Source organism: Paenibacillus flagellatus, from assembly GCF_003217775.1.
Taxonomy (GTDB): Bacteria; Bacillota; Bacilli; order Paenibacillales; family NBRC-103111; genus Paenibacillus_AB; species Paenibacillus_AB flagellatus.
This window is the reverse complement of record NZ_QJVJ01000017.1, coordinates 25,216-45,957: the sequence shown is the minus strand read 5'-3', so window position 1 is coordinate 45,957 and position 20,742 is coordinate 25,216. Positions and strand designations below refer to the sequence as shown.

20 protein-coding genes are annotated in these 20,742 nt (G+C 62.6%); 18 read left to right on the top strand and 2 right to left on the bottom strand.

Going from position 1 to position 20,742, the window contains the following annotated elements; translation table 11 throughout:
• The first annotated feature begins 113 nt into the window (after window positions 1-113).
• Complete coding sequence (locus DLM86_RS28225; protein WP_110843404.1) at window positions 114-992, top strand: Rpn family recombination-promoting nuclease/putative transposase; 879 nt, start codon at window positions 114-116, stop codon at window positions 990-992.
• Window positions 993-1,050: 58 nt separating this feature from the next.
• Here the strand turns inward: DLM86_RS28225 and acnA are convergent, their stop codons facing one another.
• Window positions 1,051-3,768: an aconitate hydratase AcnA gene (gene acnA, locus DLM86_RS28220; RefSeq protein WP_110843403.1), complete on the bottom strand. Its 2,718-nt coding sequence runs from the start codon at window positions 3,766-3,768 to the stop codon at window positions 1,051-1,053.
• 386 nt (window positions 3,769-4,154) lie between these two features.
• On the opposite strand from acnA, the gene DLM86_RS28215 reads away from it, so the two are divergent.
• The 9 genes from DLM86_RS28215 (at window position 4,155) to DLM86_RS28175 (ending at window position 12,247) form a co-directional block, all read left to right on the top strand.
• The gene (locus DLM86_RS28215) at window positions 4,155-5,171 is read left to right on the top strand and encodes an amidase domain-containing protein (RefSeq protein ID WP_110843402.1); all 1,017 of its coding nucleotides are present in this window, start codon (window positions 4,155-4,157) and stop codon (window positions 5,169-5,171) included.
• Between the two features lie 51 nt (window positions 5,172-5,222).
• Complete coding sequence (locus DLM86_RS28210; RefSeq protein WP_110843401.1) at window positions 5,223-6,362, top strand: D-alanine--D-alanine ligase; 1,140 nt, start codon at window positions 5,223-5,225, stop codon at window positions 6,360-6,362.
• Window positions 6,363-6,411: 49 nt separating this feature from the next.
• Entirely contained in the window at window positions 6,412-6,744 is a 333-nt protein-coding gene (locus tag DLM86_RS28205; RefSeq protein ID WP_110843400.1) for a hypothetical protein, read from the top strand.
• A gap of 37 nt (window positions 6,745-6,781) precedes the next feature.
• Window positions 6,782-7,588: an alpha/beta hydrolase gene (locus DLM86_RS28200; RefSeq protein WP_110843399.1), complete on the top strand. Its 807-nt coding sequence runs from the start codon at window positions 6,782-6,784 to the stop codon at window positions 7,586-7,588.
• Between the two features lie 93 nt (window positions 7,589-7,681).
• Window positions 7,682-8,650 (top strand): UV DNA damage repair endonuclease UvsE, encoded by a 969-nt coding sequence (gene uvsE, locus DLM86_RS28195; protein ID WP_110843398.1) that lies wholly within the window; start codon window positions 7,682-7,684, stop codon window positions 8,648-8,650.
• 90 nt (window positions 8,651-8,740) lie between these two features.
• A complete protein-coding gene (fabI, locus tag DLM86_RS28190) occupies window positions 8,741-9,511 on the top strand; it encodes an enoyl-ACP reductase FabI (protein WP_110843397.1) in 771 nt (256 codons plus the stop codon).
• A gap of 145 nt (window positions 9,512-9,656) precedes the next feature.
• Complete coding sequence (locus DLM86_RS28185) at window positions 9,657-10,463, top strand: sulfite exporter TauE/SafE family protein (RefSeq protein WP_110843396.1); 807 nt, start codon at window positions 9,657-9,659, stop codon at window positions 10,461-10,463.
• A gap of 129 nt (window positions 10,464-10,592) precedes the next feature.
• Window positions 10,593-11,453 (top strand): inositol monophosphatase family protein, encoded by an 861-nt coding sequence (locus DLM86_RS28180; RefSeq protein ID WP_110843395.1) that lies wholly within the window; start codon window positions 10,593-10,595, stop codon window positions 11,451-11,453.
• 206 nt (window positions 11,454-11,659) lie between these two features.
• On the top strand, window positions 11,660-12,247 hold the full coding sequence (locus DLM86_RS28175) for a nitroreductase family protein (protein ID WP_110843394.1): 588 nt from the start codon (window positions 11,660-11,662) through the stop codon (window positions 12,245-12,247).
• 72 nt (window positions 12,248-12,319) lie between these two features.
• Here the strand turns inward: DLM86_RS28175 and DLM86_RS28170 are convergent, their stop codons facing one another.
• Window positions 12,320-12,991 (bottom strand): GOLPH3/VPS74 family protein, encoded by a 672-nt coding sequence (locus DLM86_RS28170; protein ID WP_110843393.1) that lies wholly within the window; start codon window positions 12,989-12,991, stop codon window positions 12,320-12,322.
• Between the two features lie 278 nt (window positions 12,992-13,269).
• Between DLM86_RS28170 and bioD the strand changes: the two genes are divergently transcribed.
• From bioD to DLM86_RS28130, 8 genes are all read left to right on the top strand, one after another.
• On the top strand, window positions 13,270-14,040 hold the full coding sequence (gene bioD, locus DLM86_RS28165) for a dethiobiotin synthase (protein ID WP_110843392.1): 771 nt from the start codon (window positions 13,270-13,272) through the stop codon (window positions 14,038-14,040).
• Between the two features lie 3 nt (window positions 14,041-14,043).
• On the top strand, window positions 14,044-15,036 hold the full coding sequence (gene bioB / locus DLM86_RS28160; protein WP_110843391.1) for a biotin synthase BioB: 993 nt from the start codon (window positions 14,044-14,046) through the stop codon (window positions 15,034-15,036).
• Window positions 15,033-16,271 carry an aminotransferase class I/II-fold pyridoxal phosphate-dependent enzyme gene (locus DLM86_RS28155; RefSeq protein ID WP_245954978.1) on the top strand — a complete coding sequence of 413 codons (1,239 nt, stop codon included), beginning with the start codon at window positions 15,033-15,035 and terminating at the stop codon, window positions 16,269-16,271. The genes bioB and DLM86_RS28155 overlap by 4 nt, the downstream gene beginning before the upstream one ends.
• On the top strand, window positions 16,268-17,065 hold the full coding sequence (locus DLM86_RS28150; protein WP_110843390.1) for an alpha/beta fold hydrolase: 798 nt from the start codon (window positions 16,268-16,270) through the stop codon (window positions 17,063-17,065). The genes DLM86_RS28155 and DLM86_RS28150 overlap by 4 nt, the downstream gene beginning before the upstream one ends.
• Window positions 17,052-17,945, top strand: a complete 894-nt coding sequence (locus tag DLM86_RS28145; RefSeq protein ID WP_110843389.1) for a methyltransferase — start codon at window positions 17,052-17,054, stop codon at window positions 17,943-17,945. The genes DLM86_RS28150 and DLM86_RS28145 overlap by 14 nt, the downstream gene beginning before the upstream one ends.
• A 203-nt stretch (window positions 17,946-18,148) precedes the next feature.
• Window positions 18,149-18,904, top strand: a complete 756-nt coding sequence (kduD, locus tag DLM86_RS28140; RefSeq protein WP_110843388.1) for a 2-dehydro-3-deoxy-D-gluconate 5-dehydrogenase KduD — start codon at window positions 18,149-18,151, stop codon at window positions 18,902-18,904.
• Window positions 18,904-19,896, top strand: coding sequence for a sugar kinase (locus DLM86_RS28135; protein WP_110843387.1), 993 nt, complete (start codon window positions 18,904-18,906; stop codon window positions 19,894-19,896). Before kduD ends, DLM86_RS28135 begins: the two co-directional genes overlap by 1 nt.
• A 91-nt stretch (window positions 19,897-19,987) precedes the next feature.
• Complete coding sequence (locus tag DLM86_RS28130; protein WP_110843386.1) at window positions 19,988-20,653, top strand: bifunctional 2-keto-4-hydroxyglutarate aldolase/2-keto-3-deoxy-6-phosphogluconate aldolase; 666 nt, start codon at window positions 19,988-19,990, stop codon at window positions 20,651-20,653.
• Window positions 20,654-20,742: the final 89 nt, after the last annotated feature.

Here is a 20,742-nt window from a genome sequence, read left to right as displayed (position 1 = left end):
GCCGTCGGACAGGGAGGAGGCTGCGAACATTTTCGCGGCCTTTTTGCCGTTAGAACTCCCGTGCCGCTGTGGTATAATAAAGACAAATCAAGCCGATAAAAGGGGCGTCCGCGATGACGGTCAGGCGGCTCAAGCCGAAAAACGATTTCATCTTTCAGCGGTTGTTCGGGGAACAGGATACGAAAGAAAGCTTGATGGCGCTGCTGAACGCCATATTGCGCTTGGAGGGCCCGCAGCGGATCGTTGCGCTGACCGTAATCGACAACAAACAGCTGACCAAAAAGCTGATCGACGACAAGACGGGTAGGCTCGACGTTAGGGCGGAGACGGCGGATCGGGTTCAGATCAATATCGAGGTGCAGCTGACTAACTACCGGAATATGCCCCGGCGAACCTTGTTTTACTTAGGCAAGCTTTACGTCGAATCGATCAAGGCCGGAGGCAGGTTCGAAGAATTGAAGAAAACGATTACGATCAACATAGTCGATTTCAACTTGTTCGAGCTGGAACGATTCCACAGCACGTTTCATTTTTACGAAGACCATGAAGATCATTTTATGCTGACGGATGCGATGGAGGTTCACTTCATCGAATACCCGAAATTCAAAGCGGTCCGCAAAAATTTGGAGGACCCGCTGCACCGGTGGCTCCTGTTTCTGGACGAGAAGCTGCCGGACGATCAATTGAAGGAGCTGATACGGATGGATCCGATCATCGGAAAGACGGAAGAGCGGCTGGAGTGGCTGAGCAGCGACGAAGAAACGATCCGCCTGTACGAGGCGCGAGAGCATTCGCTGATCGAGCGCAACAGCCTGATCGCGGAAGGCGAAGCTCGCGGAGAAGCGCGAGGAAGGGCCGCAGGCTTGCTCGAAGGCAAGCTCGAAGTCGCCCTCAGCATGTTGAAGGAAAACATAAGCCCCGCCATGATTGCCAAAGTGACGGGCATTTCGGAAGCGGAAATCAAGCGTTTGGCCGAAACGGAGTCAAACTAACCGTCATATGATCAAAAAAAACCGAAGCCCGGGAGTCCCGAGCTTCGGCTTTTTGTCTTTACTTGCTTTCCTTGATCAACTGGCGAAGCACCGTTTGCAGAATGCCGCCGTTGCGGTAGTAGTCGACGTCGACCATGCTGTCCAGACGGACGATCGCGTCGAACTCGAACGTCGAGCCGTCTTCGCGGGTCGCTTGGACGCGGACCGTTTGCCCCGGCTGTACGCCGTTGTCGAGGCCCGTAATGTCGAACGTCTCGCGGCCGGTAATGCCGAGCGCTTTCCAGCCGAGTCCTTCCGGGAACTGCAGCGGCAGAACGCCCATGCCGACCAGGTTGGAGCGGTGGATCCGCTCGAAGCTTTCGGCGATGACCGCCTTGACGCCGAGCAGGAATGTGCCTTTGGCCGCCCAGTCGCGGGAGCTGCCGGTGCCGTACTCTTTGCCGGCGATGACGACGAGGTTCGTGTTCTCGCCTTGGTACTGCATCGACGCGTCGTAGATCGACATCACTTCGCCCGTCGGCAAGTACGTCGTCACGCCGCCTTCGGTGCCCGGAGCGACTTGGTTGCGGATCCGGATGTTGGCGAACGTGCCGCGCATCATGACTTCGTGGTTGCCGCGGCGGGAGCCGTACGAGTTGAAGTCTTCCTTCTTCACGCCGTGCTCGAGCAAATATTTGCCGGCCGGGCTATCCACCTTAATGTTACCCGCAGGCGAGATATGGTCCGTCGTGACGGAGTCGCCCATGAGCGCGAGCGTTTTGGCGCTGCGGATTTCGCCGATATCGCCGATCGTTTCGCCGAGATCGATGAAGAACGGCGGCTCTTGGATATACGTCGATTTCTCGTCCCACTCGTACAGCTCGCCTTGCGGAACCGGAATTTGGTTCCAGCGTTCGTTTTGCGTAAAGACGTTCTCGTATTTGTCGCGGAACATTTGCGGCGTGAGCGCCGTGCCGATCGCTTCCTTGATTTCGTCGTTGGTCGGCCAAATGTCTTTCAAGTAAACCGGCTGGTCGTTCTGATCGTAGCCGATCGGATCGTTGGCCAGGTCGATATTGACCGTGCCGGCGAGCGCGTAAGCGACGACGAGCGGCGGCGACGCCAAGTAGTTCGCCTTCACTTGGGCGTGTACGCGGCCTTCGAAGTTCCGGTTGCCGGACAGGACGGCGGCGACGGTCAAGTCGTTGTCGGCGATCGCTTGGCTTACTTCGTCCGGCAAAGGACCGCTGTTGCCGATACAAGTGGCGCAGCCGTAGCCGGCGACGTGGAAGCCGAGCGCCTCGAGCGGCTCGATCAAGCCCGCTTTTTGCAAATATTCGGTAACGACGAGCGAGCCCGGCGTCAAGCTGCTTTTCACGTAGGCCGGTTTCTTCAGGCCGCGAGCAACCGCCTTCTTGGCGACGAGACCCGCACCCAGCATAACGCTCGGGTTGGACGTGTTCGTACAGCTCGTGATCGCCGCGATGACGACGGCGCCGGTTCCGAGCTTCGTCGTTTCGCCGTTCGGGTGCTTCACTTCCGCGGTCTGCTCGATCTTCTCTTCGGACAAGCCGTAGCCGCCCTTATCGATCGGCGTGCGGAGAATCGTGTTGAACGATTCCTTCATCGCCGTCAATTCGACGCGGTCTTGCGGGCGTTTCGGACCGGCCAAGCTCGGCACGATCGTCGACAGGTCGAGCTCGATCGTATCGGTGAATACCGGATCCGGCGTTTCGTCCGTACGGAACATGCCTTGCTCTTTATAGTACGCTTCGACGAGCGCGATTTGCTCTTCGGAGCGGCCGGTGCTGCGCAAGTAGTTGAGCGTTTCGGCGTCGACCGGGAAGAAGCCGATCGTGGCGCCGTATTCCGGAGCCATGTTGGCGACGGTCGCGCGGTCCGCCAAGCTGATGTTGCTGAGGCCGGAGCCGAAAAACTCGACGAATTTGCCGACGACGCCCTTTTTGCGCAAAATTTGCGTGACGGTCAGCGCCAAGTCGGTCGCCGTCGCGCCCTCGGCCAGACTGCCCGTCAGCTTGAAGCCGATTACTTCCGGCGTGACGAAGTAGAGCGGCTGGCCGAGCATGCCGGCTTCGGCTTCGATACCGCCTACGCCCCAGCCGACGATGCCGAGACCGTTGATCATCGTCGTATGCGAGTCGGTGCCGACGAGGGAGTCCGGGTATACTTCGGTTTCGCCGTCAACCGTCTTCGTAGCGGCGACGGACGCCAAGTACTCGAGGTTGACCTGGTGCACGATACCGGTCGCCGGAGGAACGGCACGGAAGTTGTCGAACGCGGTTTGCGCCCAACGGAGGAACCGGTACCGCTCTTCGTTGCGCTCGAATTCGACCTTCATGTTATACTCGAGCGCTTCCTTGCTGCCGAACGCGTCGACCATGACGGAGTGGTCGATGACGAGATCGACCGGCACGAGCGGATTGATCCGCTTCGGATCGCCGCCGGTCCGCTTCATCGTGGCGCGCATCGCCGCGAGGTCGACGACGACCGGCACGCCGGTGAAGTCCTGCAGCACGATACGGGCGGGAATGAACGGAATTTCTTTATTGTCGTCGCGGCCTTCGGCCCAGCCTGCGATTTGCTTAACGTGTTCGTTCGTAATGGCGCGGCCGTCGAATTGGCGCACGGCGGCTTCGAGCAGCACTTTAATGGAGAACGGCAGCCGGTCGATATTGGCGAAGCCTTTGCCCTCCAACGCTTTCAGGCTGTAGTAGTGGTACGGCTTGCCGCCTACGGCAAGCTGTGTCCGGACGCTGAAATGGTCCTTTTTGGACATGGGTGGATGCCTCCTTAACGTTAGGGTAGCCGGGTCGCCCCGGCCGATATGGTTTCATTAGATGAAACCGGATTTCATAATTGCTATACCTTTAGTATACCGTTTCGCCGGTATGACGTAAAGTTTTTTTTGTCCCGTAAAAGGCGGTGATCCATCCCGGTTTTCGACCGGTACCGGGACCGGTTTGCGGCGATATCCGGGGCCGTTTTGCCGGACGGCACATTTTTGCGCGGCGCCGTACATACACATGAGAATAGCGTTCGCAACATTCCCGCATCTCGCGTCCCTTTCGGCCGAATGCGGTTCTATACAGCGGCTTCCGCCTGCAAGGATCGCACCGTCATGACCGTCTGCCGCCGTTCAAACGTCAGAAGGAGGGATCGCTCATGTTCGCCAATTGGAAGTCGGCCGTTTATGAGTACGCGCATCGCCGCAATCGTCTGGAGACGGACGGCGACGTCGGCCAGCTCGTGCCGATCGTGCGCGACGACAAGTTCGTCCGCCGTCTGGAGCATAGGCTCCGGCGGATGCAGACGAGCCGGGAAGACCGCGGGGTCGCGCCGCTGCGCAGCGAAACCGGGATGAAAATCCGCACCTCCGAGCTGTCCGGCCAGGAAGCCGTCGTCGAGCTGGAGCTCCGACTCGGCGCGGAATACGAGCAGCTCGGCCGGACGATCCGCGAGGAACGGATGGAGCGGGAACGCATTACGGTGGCCAAAAAAAGATCGCAGTGGGTCATAACCGGAGTTTCGCCCATATCGGGCGAGCGCCGGCCCGCCGGCCCGCTTCCGCCGTTCGCGCCTCTCGATCCGGACGAAGCCGGGGACAGCCGTCCGAAGTCCGTGCCGTACTTGAACTATAACGTCGTTCCCGTCCTCGCGACGAGCGAGCGCCGGGTGCGCTACGACCGCGCCAAAGCCCAGCGCTATGCGGAAACGTGGTGGAACGGAGCGAATCCGCAATACCTTCATTTCGAGGTCGACTGCACCAACTTTGTTTCCCAATGCCTCTTTGCAGGGGGAGCCCCCATGAACTATACTGGAAAAAGGGAATCGGGCTGGTGGTACCAGGGCAAGGACGGCAGCCGCGAGCTGTGGAGCTACAGCTGGGCGGTCGCGCACAGCTTGTCCGCGTACCTCTCCTCCAGCCGGGGCGGCCTGCGCGCCGAAACGGTCGATTCTCCCCAGCGCCTCGCCATCGGCGACGTCATCTGCTACGACTGGGACGGGGACGGGCGCTTTCAGCACAATACGATCGTCACCGGCTTCGATGCGGCCGGCATGCCGCTCGTCAACGCGCATACGGTCGACAGCCGGATGCGCTATTGGGATTATCGCGATTCTTACGCCTGGACGCCGAATACCCGGTACCGTTTTTTCCATATTGCGGACGATTATTCCTGATTAGGATGCGGCAAACGACAGGTTCCCTATTCATACATAACGGAGGTTGCCATGAACAGAAAAATTCGGGTCGGGTTGGTGTACGGCGGCAAGTCGGGCGAGCACGACGTCTCCCTGCAAACCGCTTTGGCCGTAATCCGAGCGTTCGATCATAAGCAATACGAAATTCATCCTTTTTATATAACGAAGCAGGGCGAATGGAGAAGCGGACCGCGTCTGGCGGGACCGGTCGATCGCGCGGAGCTGCTCCGGTTCGAGCCGGATGCGCCGGCGATCGAAACGGACGGAGCGGAACCGGCCCCCCACGCGCTTCAGCCGTTTTTCGGCACGCTGCTGAAGGCCGGCGACGAGGACGAGCCGGCGCAGCAGCCGCTCGACGTCGTCTTCCCGCTGCTTCACGGCACGTATGGCGAAGACGGGACGATTCAGGGCTTGTTCGAGATGGCGGGCATCCCGTACGTCGGCGCCGGCGTCTTGGCTTCGGCGGTCGGCATGGACAAAGTGATGATGAAAAAAATATTCGCACAGGAGGGGCTTCCGCAATGCGTGTTCCGGCACTTTACCCGCACGCAATGGGACAAGGATCAGCCTTACTTCCTGATGGAAATCGAAGTGTCCGTCGGCTATCCGTGCTTCGTCAAGCCGGCCAACCTCGGCTCCAGCGTGGGCATCTCCAAGGCGAGAAACCGCGACGAGCTGATCGCCGCGGTTACCGATGCTTTCCAATATGACCGCAAAGTGATCGTGGAAGAATACGTCGAGGCGCGCGAAATCGAAGTGAGCGTGCTGGGCAACGAAGAGCCCGAAGCGTCCGTTCCCGGCGAGATCGTGTCGTCGAACGAATTTTACGATTACCGGGCCAAATATATCGACGGAAAGTCGGCGATGATCATCCCGGCCGAGCTTCCGGAAGGGAAAGCCGACGAAATTCGCGAGATGGCCGTGCGCGCGTTCCAGGCGATCGACGGCACGGGATTGTCGAGGGTCGATTTTTTCCTGCGCAAGTCGGACGGAGCGGTGCTCATCAACGAAATCAACACGATGCCCGGCTTTACGCCGTTCAGCATGTATCCGCTGCTCTGGAAGGAATCCGGCAAGCCGTACGGCGAGCTGCTGAACGATTTGATCCGGCTCGCGCTGGAACGGCACGCCTCCAAGCAGTCGATTCGCTACACGTTCGATCCGGACTGAACGTCCGGTTTTCGTTCGAACCAACACATGGACCGGGAGGGATGAGCCAATGGGCTTCGCGACGGAATTCAACTCCGTATGCAAGTTCAAGTCGGAGCAGGAATTGTACGAACTGCTGGAATACGGGCGGGGCAAAATGGTCAAAAAAGGGTTCCGCGTCTACCCGACCGGACAGAAGGTAATCGCCTACGCGCCGAACAACGAAGCGGTCGCCATCGTCAAAATCGTCGTCTCCATCGCCGAAATCAACTTTCAGGGCGAGGAAGTGACGGAGGTCGAGATGGAGCTCGTCCGCCGGCTCACCGAAGAGGAAGCTCGCATCCAGACCGCGCTGGCGCACGAAATGTTTTTCGGCGAAAGAAACGAAACGAATCAAACCTGACAGCCAATTTGGGGATGAGAAAGGGAAGAGTTGCGTCATGATGATTGAACTGTGGCCAGAGGGGGCGCCGCTAGCGCGCGGGAACGGCGAAGAAGACCGCCCGCGTCTCGTCGCCTATCCGGTACGCCGTACGGAGCCGGTCGGCTGCGTCGTCGTATGTCCGGGAGGCGGCTACCAAAAGCGCGCGCAGCACGAGGGCGAGCCGGTCGCCCGGTGGCTCAATTCGCTCGGCATCGCCGCGTTCGTGCTGCACTACCGCGTGGCGCCGTACCGGCACCCGGCGCCGCTTGAGGATTGCCGCCGGGCGATCCGCTGGGTGCGCACCCACGCCGCCGAATACGGCATCGATCCGGGCCGGATCGGCATGCTGGGCTTCTCCGCGGGCGGACATGCCGCCGCGATGGCGGGCGTTCACTTCACGGAGGGCGATCCGGAGGCGGAGGACCCGATCGAGCGCGTAAGCTCGAGGCCGGACGCGCTCGTCTTATGCTATCCGGTCATTTCGTTCACGGCCTTCCAGCATGTGGGCTCGATGGACAGCCTGCTCGGACCGGACGCTCCGCAGCCGCTTCGTGAGGAGCTGTCGGGCGAGCTGGCGGTCCATGCCGGAACGCCGCCGACGTTTCTATGGCACACGGCGGACGACGAGGGCGTTCCGGTCGAGAACAGCCTGCTGTTCGCTTCCGCGCTCAGCCGGCACCGCATTCCGTTCGATCTGCACGTTTACGAAAGCGGCCGTCACGGCATCGGCTTGGCGGAAGCCCATCCGCAAGCGTACACCTGGACGCTCGAATGCGCGAATTGGCTGCGCAAGCGGGGATTCGCACCCGCCGCGGAAGCGTAACCGACGCCGGACAAGCCTTCTTCGCCGTACGCATGGCATCGTATTCCTCCCTTCGGGCACGATAACAAAAAGCCCGATGGGAGGAACGATGACGTGATCGTCAGACTCGGATACGTCGCCATGTCGACCGTAGTTCAAAACGCTTCGCCGTCCAAAACGATGACCGCCACCGGCTTCGCCAAAATCGCCGACCGGGAAGCGGCGATCCGCAAGCTGGAGCGAATCGCCGCGGAAAACTTGCACAACACGCTGCGGCTGCTGCGGCATAACCGCGCCCACGATATTCGGCTGTACCGCTTTTCGTCCAGACTGATCCCGCTGATCGGGCACGAGATGCTGGAAGGCTGGAACCCGATACCGGACCTGGAGCCGGATTTCAGGGCGGTAGGCGACTACGCGAAGGAGCACGGCATGCGGGTCAGCTTCCATCCCGACCACTTCACCGTGCTGAGCACGCCGAGGGCGGACGTGCTTCGCCATTCGATCGACGATTTGCGCCGGCATGCGCTCATACTTGATACGATGGGGCTGGACGAGCGGGCCAAGTGCAACATCCACGTAGGCGGGACGTACGGCGACAAAACGGAGGCGGGCAATCGGTTCGTCCGCCAGTTCGGGGAGCTGGACGAGGCCGTGCGGCGGCGGATGACGCTCGAAAACGACGACAAGACGTTCACCGCCCGGGAAACGCTCGACATTTGCGAGCGGGTAGGCGTGCCGATGGTGCTGGACGTTCACCATCACGACGTCAATCCCGGGGAGGAAACCGTCTCGGAGCTGTGGCCGCGGATCGCAGCGACTTGGCGGGGGGAAGCGATTCCGCCGAAAATCCACATGTCCAGCCCGAAAAGCGACAAAGATCCGCGCGGTCATGCGGACTACGTGGAGGCGGACAAGCTGCTCTCGTTTTTGCGGACCGCCGCGGAGGCGGGGACAGAGCGGCTCGACGTCATGCTCGAGGCGAAGATGAAGGATTCCGCCTTGTTCAAGCTGATGGAAGATTTGCAAGGGGAGAACGGCGTCGTCAAGCTCGATCAAGCGTCCTTCGAGCTTCGCGGATAGCCGTGCGATTCGTGCCGAACCCGGCCGAATCGGGAGAACGGATGACCGCCGCGAGAACCGGCGGCTCCATAGTCGAGAGGGGAAACGACGATGAGCGCATTGTTGGCAAACCGGAACATTTTGATCATGGGCGTCGCGAACGACCGGAGCATCGCATGGGCGATCGCGCAATCGCTGGCCGCGCAAGGCGCGCGCCTCGCCTTCACGTACGAAAGCGAGCGGGTGGAGGAACGGGTGCGGAAGCTGGCGGACACAATTCCGAACTCGCTCGTCCTGCCGTGCAACGTTACGGTCGACGAAGAAATCGATACGCTGGCCGGCGCGTTGAAGGAGCATTTCGGCGTGCTGCACGGCTTCGTGCACAGTATCGCCTTCGCCCGGACGGAGGAGCTGGAAGGTCTGTTCGTCGACACGTCCCGCGACGGCTTCGCGCTCGCCCACGACATAAGCGCATACTCGCTGACGGCCGTCTCGAAGCGCGTCTATCCGCTGATGACCGAAGGCGGCAGCATCATGACGATGACGTATCTCGGCGCCGAGCGCGCGATGAAAAATTATAACGTCATGGGCGTGGCCAAGGCGGCGCTCGAAGCGAGCGTCCGTTATTTGGCGAACGACCTCGGCCAATTCAACATCCGCGTCAACGGCATTTCCGCGGGCCCGATCCGGACGCTCGCCGCGAAAGGCATCAAAGATTTCAACTCGATTCTCCGGCAGGTCGAGGAAAAAGCGCCGCTGCGCCGCACGACCGAAACGGCCGAGGTCGGCGACACCGCGATGTTCCTCATGAGCCCTCTGTCGAGAGGCATTACCGGCGAAGTGATTCACGTCGACAACGGCTATCATATTATCGGCGTCTGAATGCGGTTTCGAGCGCTGCGGGGAGGCCGTCCACCGATTTCCGGCGGGCGGCTTTTTCGCGCGAACGCGAGGACCGGACCGTCGGTTGACGAACCGTTGCCCGCTTGCTACAGTAGGGAGAATAACGGGAAAAGGGGAGTAACGGATGACGGGATTCCTATTGCTGCTTCTAATCGGCGCCGTTTCCGCGACGTTCGGCAGCATCGTGGGGCTGGGCGGCGGCATCATCATCGTGCCCGCGCTTCTGTATATCGCCCCGATTTTTCTCGACCGGGACATCACGACGGCGACGGCGGTCGGCACTTCGCTGACCGTCTTGATCTTCACGGCCTTATCGTCCACCTTGACCTTCATGAAGGAGAAGAAGGTCGATTTCCGCAGCGGCTGGCTCTACTTCGTCACGAGCGGACCGGCGGCGATGATCGGCGCCTCGCTGACCGGTCAGTTCGCCCCCCGGCCGTTCGAGCTGTCGTTCGGCATTTTCATGCTGTTCATGGCGGGCTTGCTCATGCTGCGCAGCAGGCTGAAGCCGTCCGCGATCGATTGGCGCATCAAGCGGACGTTCACGGACGCGAAGGGCGAGGAGCACCGATACGGCTACAACATCCCGTCGGCGCTCGCCGTCGGGTTCGCCGTGGGGTTCATCTCGGGTCTGTTCGGCATCGGCGGAGGGTCGTTGTTCGTACCGGTCATGGTGCTGCTGTTCCGTTACCCGCCGCACGTGGCGACGGCGACGTCGATGTTCGTCATTTTCCTGTCCTCGATTCTCGGCAGCATCACGCACGGCTACCACGGCGAGATCGACGTCTACAGCGCGATCGCGCTTGCTCCCGGGGCATGGCTGGGCGGCTGGCTCGGGGCGCGGATCGTCCGCAGGATGAGCGGCGGGGCTCTGCTGTGGGTGCTTCGTCTTACACTGATCGCGCTCGCGATCCGCATGATTTGGGGATGACCGGCGAGAGGGCCGGCCGATTTGTGGAAAGCGCCTAACCAATTTGGGTGAAACTCCGAGGACATCGAAGCGTATATGTAATATACTAATTCGTATCGCAACGTATTGAAAGAAAAGAGTGATCTACCGTTGAGCAATGAGCCAAAACCCATTTTTACCGTAGGCGGCAAAAGCTTTACCGCCGTCGCCATCAACACGGCCGCCAAGGCCGGCGAATGGATCAAGCTGAAGCTCGGGGCGCACGCTTCGCTGACGCAAAAAAGCACGCCGCACGACTTGGTGACCGAGGTCGACAAAGGTTCGGAGACGATGATCCGCAACTTGATCAAGACGCATTTTCCGCATCATTCGATATTGGGCGAGGAGGGCGTCGCGCCCGGCGCGGACGCATCGGCGAAAGCGCTGCAGGAGATGCAGGACGACGAATATTTGTGGATCGTCGATCCGATCGACGGCACGACCAACTTCGTCCACGGCTTTCCGTTCTTTTCCGTATCGATCGCGCTCGCGCATCGCGGCGAAGTGATCGTCGGCGTCGTGTACGATCCGAACCGGGACGAGCTGTTCGTCGCGGAGAAGGGGAAGGGCGCATATGTCAAAGGCAAGCCGATGCACGTGTCCGGGGAGGTCAAGCTGTCCGACGCGCTGATCGCCACCGGCTTTCCGGCCGACAGCCGCCACGCGCTTCCGGCGAATATGAAGGGCGTGCAGGCGGTGGCGCCGAAGGTGCGCAACATCCGCGTGGCGGGGTCCGCCGCGCTTCATCTGGCGTACGTTGCGGCGGGACGGCTGAGCGGCTTTTGGGAGATCGGGCTGAACAGCTGGGATATTGCGGCCGGAGCGCTGCTCGTCCGCGAAGCGGGCGGCCAGGTGACGGATACGGCGGGGCAGCCGTACACGCTGGCGGTGCGTCATGTGCTCGCGACGAACGGTGCGGTGCACGGCGAGCTGCAGACGACGCTGGCGGAGGCGGGAGCGACGGGATTTTAACGTGTTCCCGATTCGGACAAGAAATCGGTAGTCCCAACCCGAACGGGCGGTCGGCGGCAGTCGGCCGGCCCGTTTTTTTGCCGTACCCGAAAGTCCATGTCCGGTGAAGAAAATTCCATATCGTCGGGGCGGGATGGTGTGGTACACTGTCACTTATAAATGATAATGAGTCTCATTATCACAATGAGGGGCAGGAGGAAAATTCGATGACGATAGCGCAGACGGAAACCGGGCTCGCCCGTTTGATGAAAGAACGAAGATCGGTCCACCAATTCGAGAGCCGCGAGGTGGACGTCGGTCTGGTCGAAGAGCTGCTCGACACGTCGGTATGGGCGCCGAACCATCGTCTGACGCAGCCGTGGCGGTTCGTGCTCGTGCGGGGGGAAGGCCGGCGGCGCATCGCCGACATTGCGCGACGGAACGCGGAGAAGCGGGAAAGCGACCCGGCGAAGCGAGCCGAGCTCGGGCAAACGTTTTACGACCGGTTCATGAACGTCCCGCTCATCCTCGTCGTCGTCATGTCGGAGAACCCGAATATGGCGGTGCGGGAGGAGGACTATGCGGCCGTCAGCTGTCTCATTCAAAATTTCAGCCTGCTCGCTTGGGAGCAGGGCATCGGGCTCGTCTGGGAAAGCTACCCGCTGCTGACGCAAACGGAATTTCGCGATACGCTCGGCATCGGTCTCGGGGAACGGGCCGTCGCGAGCCTGCACATGGGCTACCCGGCCAAGGTGCCCCCGGCGCAGCCGCGCATTCCGGCGTCCGAACGGCTGACAATCGTCGATACGCCATAATGTTTTGCGGTAGTGACCGCCTCCGTTACTCGTACGGAGGCGTTTTTTTTGTTTAGCGGGAGCCGGGCGGGCTTAAGTTACCGTCGTCGTGACGATGACGGCATTCATGTCGTCGATCGCCCGGCGAATATGCCGGATCGTCGCCCATCGTTCGCCTTGCTGCTCCTGAAGCGCCTTCAGCTTGTTGCGAAGCTGATCCTGCTCCGATGCGGAGAAGTACGGCTTGGCGAGCTTCGACGCTTCGAGCAGCATGACGAGCAGGGCGGTCGTGTCGTCCACGGTCCCCGGCTGCAGCATCCCGGAGCGAATGCGCCTTACGATCCGGCCGACGGCGCCGTTATGCGGGACGTATCGGACGGCGGGAAAGACGAACAGCACCTTGCGCTTCTCCTCGCGCAGCCACCCGTCGCCGAGCAGCGGCTTCGCTTCGGCGGCGAAGTAGGCGGAGCGAAAGCGGCCGATGGAGTAGATGTCCTGCATCCATTTGCGCATCGTTTTCGGTTTTTTGGCGGATGCCAAGTGCGCCAGCAGCAAATCGCCGGCCTCGGTTCCGGTAGGCGCGGCATCGGCTACCTCCAGCTTGCCGTCGCCGGCGATCCGGAGACGGCCGTCCAGCAGAAGCGCGACGATGCCGGCCCCGCAGACGTACGTTTGCATCGTTTGCTTGAGCGGCGTGCGGTGCTTGTGCGCGGCGCGATCGACGGCGAGCAGCATGTATTGCTGCGGCAATGACCATTCGGACATGGACGGTCCTCCTCGCTGGGAAACGGCCTTTCGGCCGGCGGGCCGGAAAGGCGGTACAGGTTAGCCGTTGCGGCCGTTTGCGGGCCGCTTACGGAATATTGTACGCCATCGACTTGGCGAAATCCACTTGCGGTCGGAGCGGAATTTGGGCGTTGCCGCATTCGGGGAAATCGTGTACAATCGGTTCTAGTTTAATTGTCAACCTAGTAGGATGGAAAGAGGTTAACAATTCGTCGGCGAGATGGAGTGGCGACGACAACCGAGAGGAGGCGAAAGCGATGAACCGACGAGGCATATTCGTAACCGGGACGGATACGGAGGTCGGCAAAACGTGCGTAACGGCGGGAATGGCGGCCGCGATCCGGAGCATGGTCGCGGCGGGGGCGTTTCCGGTCGGGGACGTCCGCGTCTGGAAGCCGGTGCAAACCGGTGCCGCATCGCCGGACGACGCGGGAGCGGACAGCTTTCGGCTTCGGGCGGAAGGGCGGCTCGAGCAGCCTGCGGGCAGCATCGCGACGTTCACGTACCCCGATCCGCTGGCGCCTTGGATGGCCGCCCGGCGAATCGGCCGGCCGGTCGATTACGCGGAGCTCGTCGCCGAAGGGAAACGGCGGATGAGCGGTGGCGACTTCCTGCTTGCCGAAGGAGCGGGCGGGTTGGCCGTTCCGTTGACGGAGACGAAGCTGGTCGCCCATCTGGCCGCCGATCTCGGCCTGCCGCTTCTGATCGTTGCGCGGCCCGGGCTGGGAACGGTCAACCATACGCTGCTGACAGTGGCGCTGGCGCGGCAGCTCGGCATCCCCGTCGCCGGCGTCGTGCTGAACGGCTGCGCGGCCGACGGCTCGGACCGCCGTGCGGTCGAGGAGAACGCCGAGATGATCCGCGTTTTCGGCGAAGTCGCCATCGCGGGCACTCTGCCTCGAGTCGAGCGGAAGGACGGCGTTTTTTCGCGGGAATGGACGGAGGCGGTCCGGGACGGGCTGGACTGGTCGGTCGTGCTGGGGGAAGTGCAAAGCGATACATTATGCGGAATAAGGGTGGAGGAGTAACGGATGAGCGAATGGCGTTCGAAATGGGACGGGTTTGCGGAGAAAGCGCTGCGGGGCGAACGACTGACCGTCGAGGAAGGCCTCGAGGTGCTCGAGGCGGACGATGACGAGCTGCTGCCGATGCTGCAGGCGGCTTTTCGGGTCCGGAAAACGTATTTCGGCAAAAAAGTGAAGCTGAACTTGATCATCAATGCCAAAAGCGGCCTATGTCCGGAAGATTGCGGATACTGCTCCCAATCGATCGTGTCGAAGGCGCCGATCTCGAAATATCCGCTGCTGGAGAAGGACGTCCTCGTGGACGGCGCCCGCAAGGCGATGGAGCTGAAGGTCGGTACGTACTGCATCGTGGCGAGCGGACGGGGGCCGACCGGCAAGGAGCTGGATCAAGTCGTCGAGGCGGTGAAGGAAATCAAGGCGACGATGCCGATGAAAATATGCGCCTGCCTCGGCATATTGTCGGACGAGCAGGCGGGCCGGCTGAAGGAGGCGGGGGTGGACCGGTACAACCATAACTTGAATACGAGCGCCGGCCATTTCGCCGCCATCACGTCGACGCATACGTACGACGACCGGGTCGATACGGTAGAGAAGGTAAAAGCGGCGGGCATGTCGCCGTGCTCGGGCTGCATCGTCGGGATGGGCGAGACGGACGTACAAATCGTCGAGATCGCTCATGCGCTTCGGGAGCTGGATGCGGACTCGATTCCGGTCAACTTCCTCAACCCGATTCCCGGGACGCCGCTGGAAGGCAAGCGGGAGCTGAACCCGCGCAAATGCTTGAAGGTGCTGGCGCTGTTCCGGTTCGTCTGCCCGACGAAGGAGATCCGCGTATCGGGAGGGCGCGAGGTGAATCTGGGTTCGCTGCAGCCGCTTGGCTTGTATGCCGCCAATTCGATATTCGTCGGCGATTACTTGACGACCGAAGGCCAGGAAGCGTCGGCCGATCACCGGATGATCGAGGATTTGGGCTTCGAAATCGAGCTGTGCGCGCTATGAGCGAGACCCGCGCGGAGGGACGTACGACGAAGTGGGCGTGGATGATCGACGAGCTGGACCGCTTGAAGCGGGAGGGGCTGCATCGTACGTTGACGGAATCGTCCCCGGCGGACGGCGAAGGCTGGATCGTTCGGGACGGCCGCCGGATGCTCAACCTTGCGTCGAACCATTATTTGGGGCTGGACCATCGGCTGGACGAGACGGTTTTGGACCGCTGGAGAAAAGAGGGCGGCGGCGACGCCGAACCGGAGAGGACGATCCGGACCGGCTCGACCGCTTCCCGGCTCGTCGTCGGGGGTGACCCCGCAGTCGGCCGGCTCGAGCGCGATTTCGCCGCATTCAAGGGCACCGAAGCGTGCCTCGTCTTCGGCAGCGGCTACATGGCCAACGTCGGCATCGTCAGCGCCCTCGTCGGCCGCAACGATATCGTCTTCAGCGACCGGCTCAATCACGCCAGCATCGTCGACGGGGCGGTGCTGAGCCGCGCCGAGCTCGTCCGCTACCGGCATCGCGACATGGATCATTTGGAGGCGCTGCTGCGCAAGGCCGACCCGTCGAAGCGCAAGCTGATCGTCACCGACGCCGTCTTCAGCATGGACGGCAGCCTCGCGCCGCTGGCCGCGCTCGTCGAGCTGAAGGAGCGGTACGGCGCGATGCTCATGGTCGACGAAGCGCACAGCGGCGGCGTATTCGGCGATCGCGGCGAAGGGCTCGCCCGCGCGTGCGGGCTGACCGATCGGATCGACGTCCATATGGGCACGTTCAGCAAAGCGTACGGCTGCTGCGGCGGCTATGCGGCGGGCGATGCGGTGCTGGTCGACTATTTGGTCAACAAGGCGCGAAGCCTGATCTATACGACGGCGCCGCCGCCGATGGTCGTCCATGCGATCCGCGACCAATGGAGCACGGCCGTCGCGGAAGGATGGCGCCGGGAACGGCTGCTCCGCACGGCGGCGCAGCTGCGTTCGGAGCTGCGCGAGGCCGGGTTCGACACCGGCGAGAGCGAGTGTCACATCGTCCCGGTGATCGTCGGCGCCAGCGACAAGACGCTCGCGTTCGGCCGCCGGCTGCAGGAGGAAGGGATCGCCGCCGTGCCGATCCGCCCGCCCACCGTGCCGGAAGGGACGGCGCGCATCCGGCTGACGCCGATGGCGACGCACCGCGAGGACGACCTGCGCGAGGCGGTCGCCGTCATTCGGCGCATCGGCGTCGAGCTGGGGGTGATCGGCGCGTGAGAGCGTCGACGATCGTCTGGGTGCACGGCTGGGGCGCCTCGCCCCGCGTGTGGGACGAGACGGTGCGGCAGCTGCCGGGCTTCCGCCATCGGCTTTTTACGTACGAGGGCTGTTCGTCGGTCGAGAGCATGCGGGAACGGCTGCGTCGGACGATCCGGAAGGAGGCGACGGCGGGGCCGCTCGCGCTCGTCGGCTGGTCGATGGGCGGGATGCTGGCGCTGGAAGCGGCGATGGCGTTCGCGTCAGAGCGGGAGCGGGCGGACGGCTGTACCGGCGGCGGCCCCGCCTCCGACTTGTCCGTCGCCGCGGTCGGCGCCACGCTCCGCTTCGTCGGAGACGACCGGACGCGCGCCTGGCCGGCCCGCATCGTCCGCCGCATGCGCGCGCAGCTGCGGAAGAAGCCGGAGGAGACGCTTCGCGCGTTCGCCGAGGCGATGCTGTCGGAGGACGAGCGGGCGGAACGGCAAGCGGCGGTTCGGACCGCGGTCGAAGGCGGCATGCCGGTTTCCCTGGACGACACCGATTTTTCGGCCGAAGGGCTGGACGCGGGGCTCGGCTATTTGCTCGAAGCCGATTTGACGGAGCGGTGGGAACGGTACAGGGCAAGCCGGAACGGCCGACCGCCGGTCGTGTGGCTGCACGGCTCGGACGATCCGATCTGTCCGCTCGGCGCCTTATCGGACGTCCCCGACGACGCGAAGATCGTTTTCGCGGGCGCGGGCCATATGCCGTTCCGGACTCGCCCCGAGGCGTTCGCCGGGAAGCTGGGGGAGTGGCTGCATGGGAATCGATAAATCGCTCGTGAAAAAACATTTCGACCGTCACGCCCACGAATACGAGACGTTTGCGGACGTGCAGCTGGAGATGGCGGAACGGCTGGCCGCGCTCGTCTCGGATCACCCGGCCCAGCGGAGGGGCCATACCGGGACGATCCTCGAAATCGGCAGCGGGACCGGGCGGCTGACCGCGATGCTGGCCGCCGCGTTCCCGGAAGCCCGGATCGTTTGCGTCGAGCTGTCGGGGCGGATGATCGAGGAGGCTCGGCGGAAGCTCGACGCCGCGCAGCCGGGGGCGGCCGGACGCGTATCTTATATCGAAGGGGACGCGGAGGCGGTGGTGGCTCGGCTGAGGGAGGCGGGAGAAGGTACCGTCTTCGATCTCGTCGTCTCGAACGCCGCGTTCCAATGGCTGGACAGCCCCGGGGGAACGGCGCAAGCTTGCGCGCGGCTGCTGCGGCCGGGCGGGGGGCGTCTCGCCTTTTCCACGTTCGGGCCGAATACGTTTCGCCAGCTGCACGCCGCGTTCGCGCGGGCGGAAGCGCTGCTCGGCCTTCGCCCCGCCCCGCACGGCCAGACGTTCGCCGGCAAGGACGAATGGACGGCCTGGCTTGCGGGCTTGCCCGGCACGTTCCGTTGGGAGGAACGGATACGGACGGAGGTGCATCCGGACGTCCGGACGTTTCTCCATCGGGTGAAGCGGGTCGGCGCCGGCAACGCGATTGCGGCGGGACCGCGCGGCGTCGGCGGGCGCAGGCTGATCGAGGCGATGGAGCGGTGTTACGCCGAGTCGTTCGCGTCCCCGGACGGATCGGGCGTCGAAGCCGACTATCATATCGGCTACGGCGTGTTCGATCGGGACGATAAGGAGGAGCGGCATGGGACGAAACGTTCCTGATATTCGCAGCGCGGTGCAGCTGTTCGTTGTGCGCGATGGACCGGCCAAAGAGGCTGTCGTCATAAACGCTTCTCCGCGAAGCGCGACGACAAGAGAAAGGCGTAACGGGGGCACTCCGCTATGAGGAGCGCCTTCTTTTTGTGCATTGATTTAAACGTTTAAATTTGATAAGATGAGGGCAAAACCGGGGTAGAGGTGAAACGATGAAATTATTCGATTTGCAAGGGAAAACGGCGCTCGTGACGGGAGCGGCCGGAGGGCTCGGACAAGGCATCGCGATCGGCTTGGCCGAGGCGGGGGCCGACGTCGCGCTCGTGACGAACCGCAGTCCGCTCGACGAAACGGTACGAGCCGTCGAGGGGCTCGGACGGAAGACGCTGGCGATGACGGCCAACCTGAGCGACGAAGCGGCGCTGCCGGGCGTCGTCGGGCAGACGCTGGACGCGTTCGGCCGGATCGACATTCTGGTCAACAATGCGGGGATCATACGCCGGACACCGGCGGCCGACCATGCGGCGTCGGATTGGCACGACGTGCTCGACTTGAATTTGAACTCCGTCTTTTTCCTCTGCCAGCTCGTCGGCCGCGAGATGATCAAGCAGGGCGGCGGTAAAATCATCAACATCGCGTCGATGCTGTCGTTCCAAGGCGGCATCAACGTCCCGGGCTACGCCGCCAGCAAGCATGCGGTCGCGGGCATCACGAAAGCGCTTGCCAACGAATGGGCGAGCAAAGGCGTCAACGTCAATGCCATCGCGCCGGGGTATATGGTAACCGACAATACGTCGCAGCTTCGCGCCGACGAGAACCGGAGCCGCCAAATTATGGAGCGCATCCCGCAAGGACGGTGGGGGACGCCGGAAGATTTGCAGGGAGCGGCCGTGTTCCTCGCCTCGAAGGCGTCGGACTACGTGAACGGACATATTTTGTGCGTCGACGGCGGCTGGATGGTGCGATGATGAGCCCGAACCGTGATAACGTTGCACGGACGGCCGAAGCGGCCGAAGCGCCGGAAGTCGTCACGTTCGGCGAATCGATGGGATTGATGATGCCGACCGGTGCGAAAGGGATCGAATATTCGGCCCATTTCGAGAAGTCGATCGCCGGCGCCGAGAGCAACGTCGCGATCGGCATAGCCCGGCTCGGCCACCGGAGCGGCTGGTGCGGACAGCTGGGCGGCGATCCGCTCGGCCGCTACGCGCTCAAGCTGATCCGCGGCGAAGGCGTGGACGTCTCCCGCGCCGCTCTGGTCGACGGGGCGCCGACCGGACTCATCATCCGCGAAGTCGTGAACGGCAAGTCGTCGGTGTTTTATTACCGGAAGCATTCCGCGGCCAGCCTCATGCGCCCGGATCAGCTGGACGAGGCGTATATCGCGGGGGCGAAGCTGCTTCATGTGACGGGGATTACCCCGGCCTTGAGCGATTCGTGCCGTGATACGGTCCGGGAGGCGATCCGCATCGCCCGCAAGCACGGCGTACGCGTATGCTTCGATCCGAACTTGCGGCTGAAGCTGTGGTCCGCGGCGGAGGCGAGAAACGTTCTGCTCGCGCTGGCGGAGGAGGCGGACTATTTTCTACCCGGACTGGACGAGCTGAAGCTGCTGTACGAAACCGACGATTTCGAGCAGATCGTCTCGCGTCTTTCCCGGCTGAAGGCGGTATCGGTCGTGAAGGGCGGCGACGACCGGACGTTTCTCGTCGAGAACGGGAACGTCACGTCCGTGCCGTATTTCAAGGCCGAGCGTGTCGTCGATACGGTCGGGGCGGGCGACGGCTTTTGCGCCGGATTTTTGGTCGGCCTGCTGAAAGGGTATTCCCATGCGGAAGCGGTCCGGATCGGCAACCTGATCGGCTCGATGGTCGTGCAGGCGGCGGGCGACTGGGAAGGGCTGCCGACGTGGGCGGAGGTCCAAGCCGCGCTGAACAACGAAACGCACGTGGAGCGGTAATGCCGGAAGCCTGGGAGTTACCGCATGCCGAGCGTGAGAAGCATAAACGGGACGGACCGAATATGACGGAAACGGAAAGGTAGAATCGAACGTGAAAAAAATAAAGCTGGTGCAGCAAATCGTAGAGGAAGGCGTCGTCGCCGTATTGCGGGGCGATACGCCGGAGGAAGTCGTGACCATGGCCGAGCAGGCGATCGCGGGAGGGATCAAGGTCATCGAAGTGACGATGACCGTCCCGTTCGCGCTGCGGGCGATCGAGCAGCTGGCGTCCCGCTATTCGAGCGCGCAGCCGGGAAGCGACCGGTACGCGATCATCGGCGTCGGCACCGTGCTCGACCCCGAGACGGCTCGCGCCGCCATCCTGAGCGGGGCCGAGTTCGTCGTGGGACCGTCGCTCAATCCGCAGACGGTGACGCTGTGCAACCGGTACCGCGTGCCGGTCATGCCGGGCGTCATGACCGTTCAGGAAATCCAGGCGGCGCTCGAGCTCGGCGTCGACATCGTCAAGCTGTTCCCGGGCAACCTGTATTCGCCTTCGATGATCAAGGCGATCAAAGGGCCGATGCCGCAGGCGAACATCATGCCGACCGGCGGCGTCTCGCTCGCCAACCTGGGCGAATGGATCAAGGCGGGCGCGATCGCCGTCGGCATCGGCTCCGACTTGACGTCGGAGGCGGTGAAGACGGGCAATTACGCGCTCGTCGCGGAGAAGGCGGCCCAGTACATGGCGGCGTACCGCGAGGCGAAGCGGGGGTAAAGGGACCCGGAGGCGACAGGACGTCGGAAGCCAAAAAGGACCGAAAGCGACAGGGGAAAACTGTCGGTTCCGGTCCTTTTTTCACTCTC

Coding starts and splice junctions, on each gene's coding strand:
- DLM86_RS28225 (WP_110843404.1), top strand. CDS start 114: ATGACGGTCAGGCGGCTCAAGCCGAAAAACGATTTCATCTTTCAGCGG.
- acnA (WP_110843403.1), bottom strand. CDS start 3,768: ATGTCCAAAAAGGACCATTTCAGCGTCCGGACACAGCTTGCCGTAGGC.
- DLM86_RS28215 (WP_110843402.1), top strand. CDS start 4,155: ATGTTCGCCAATTGGAAGTCGGCCGTTTATGAGTACGCGCATCGCCGC.
- DLM86_RS28210 (WP_110843401.1), top strand. CDS start 5,223: ATGAACAGAAAAATTCGGGTCGGGTTGGTGTACGGCGGCAAGTCGGGC.
- DLM86_RS28205 (WP_110843400.1), top strand. CDS start 6,412: ATGGGCTTCGCGACGGAATTCAACTCCGTATGCAAGTTCAAGTCGGAG.
- DLM86_RS28200 (WP_110843399.1), top strand. CDS start 6,782: ATGATGATTGAACTGTGGCCAGAGGGGGCGCCGCTAGCGCGCGGGAAC.
- fabI (WP_110843397.1), top strand. CDS start 8,741: ATGAGCGCATTGTTGGCAAACCGGAACATTTTGATCATGGGCGTCGCG.
- DLM86_RS28185 (WP_110843396.1), top strand. CDS start 9,657: ATGACGGGATTCCTATTGCTGCTTCTAATCGGCGCCGTTTCCGCGACG.
- DLM86_RS28175 (WP_110843394.1), top strand. CDS start 11,660: ATGACGATAGCGCAGACGGAAACCGGGCTCGCCCGTTTGATGAAAGAA.
- DLM86_RS28170 (WP_110843393.1), bottom strand. CDS start 12,991: ATGTCCGAATGGTCATTGCCGCAGCAATACATGCTGCTCGCCGTCGAT.
- bioD (WP_110843392.1), top strand. CDS start 13,270: ATGAACCGACGAGGCATATTCGTAACCGGGACGGATACGGAGGTCGGC.
- bioB (WP_110843391.1), top strand. CDS start 14,044: ATGAGCGAATGGCGTTCGAAATGGGACGGGTTTGCGGAGAAAGCGCTG.
- DLM86_RS28155 (WP_245954978.1), top strand. CDS start 15,033: ATGAGCGAGACCCGCGCGGAGGGACGTACGACGAAGTGGGCGTGGATG.
- DLM86_RS28145 (WP_110843389.1), top strand. CDS start 17,052: ATGGGAATCGATAAATCGCTCGTGAAAAAACATTTCGACCGTCACGCC.
- kduD (WP_110843388.1), top strand. CDS start 18,149: ATGAAATTATTCGATTTGCAAGGGAAAACGGCGCTCGTGACGGGAGCG.
- DLM86_RS28135 (WP_110843387.1), top strand. CDS start 18,904: ATGAGCCCGAACCGTGATAACGTTGCACGGACGGCCGAAGCGGCCGAA.